The sequence below is a fragment of the Flammeovirga aprica JL-4 genome, assembly GCF_012844305.1.
GTDB classification, from domain to species: domain Bacteria; phylum Bacteroidota; class Bacteroidia; order Cytophagales; family Flammeovirgaceae; genus Flammeovirga; species Flammeovirga aprica.
The window spans coordinates 1-879 of the sequence record NZ_JABANE010000325.1 but is presented as its reverse complement, the minus strand read 5'-3'; the positions used below and the strand labels follow the sequence as shown (position 1 = coordinate 879).

General features: G+C 29.5%; 1 protein-coding gene. It reads right to left on the bottom strand.

Features of this window, described 5'->3' with window-relative positions; translation table 11 throughout:
• Window positions 1-164 precede the first annotated feature (164 nt).
• Window positions 165-773, bottom strand: a complete 609-nt coding sequence (locus HHU12_RS34165; RefSeq protein WP_169661182.1) for an alpha/beta hydrolase — start codon at window positions 771-773, stop codon at window positions 165-167.
• Between the last annotated feature and the right edge of the window lie 106 nt (window positions 774-879).

Below are 879 nucleotides of genomic sequence, written 5' to 3'. Positions count from 1 at the left end.
TAGATATGTCAAACAATCTAATCTAGCTTTGTTGATTTTGATCTGTGAATTTATTTTTTCAAACAATTTCGTATATTCGTGTTGACTTTCCATAATTGATAAATTTTGTATGTCGAAATTCAAATTTAATCAATTTCATGGAGAGTCATTTTTTTGTCATATACTTAGTCTATTTTGCCAAACTTTTCCAAATACAAGTCGAGATATTTATTGGATAACCACCACAATGTAGGGTCAATTGAAACGTAATTTTCAAAAAGGTCCGGGGAATTTATCATTGTGTGAATAACAAATAAACCACCAAGAGAATGTCCAATGATTGTGCTACCTCCTTTAGTCCTGTAATTCTCATTTACGAATGGCATAACTTCGAACTCAATAAAATCAGTGAATTTTGCTGAATTTCCTGTTTCTATTTTAAAAAACGAGTCTTTTTCTGGCGTCAAATCAAACCACCTATTAATATTCTTAATACCAATAACAATCATTTCAGGAACTATCTTGTTTCCATTTACGGAGCTTAACTGTTTAATCATACTTGCCACATAATCAAAATGTAATTCTCCATCAAGTAAATACACAACAGAATATTCTTTCTCTTTATTCTTGTTGTAACTTCTGGGTAAGTATATATATAGTTCTCTATCTTGTTGTAGATTGTCAGAGTATATTTTCTCAATATGTCCAATTGTAATATTAGATTCTTTTGTGTCTTGGCAATACATTTTCCCCGCTACCAAGAAAAAAATTACAACTAAAAGTTTTAGTTTCATATTAAAGTCGTTCTTAAATTCAATTACACACAACAGTAGAGTAGAGCCTGATAGCTCTCTCAATTTAAATAATTATAAATGTAATCATTTTGAGAAAACTATCAGA

Bases quoted from the DNA above. Each gene is read 5' to 3' on its own strand.
- HHU12_RS34165 (WP_169661182.1), bottom strand. From the start codon at position 773: ATGAAACTAAAACTTTTAGTTGTAATTTTTTTCTTGGTAGCGGGGAAA.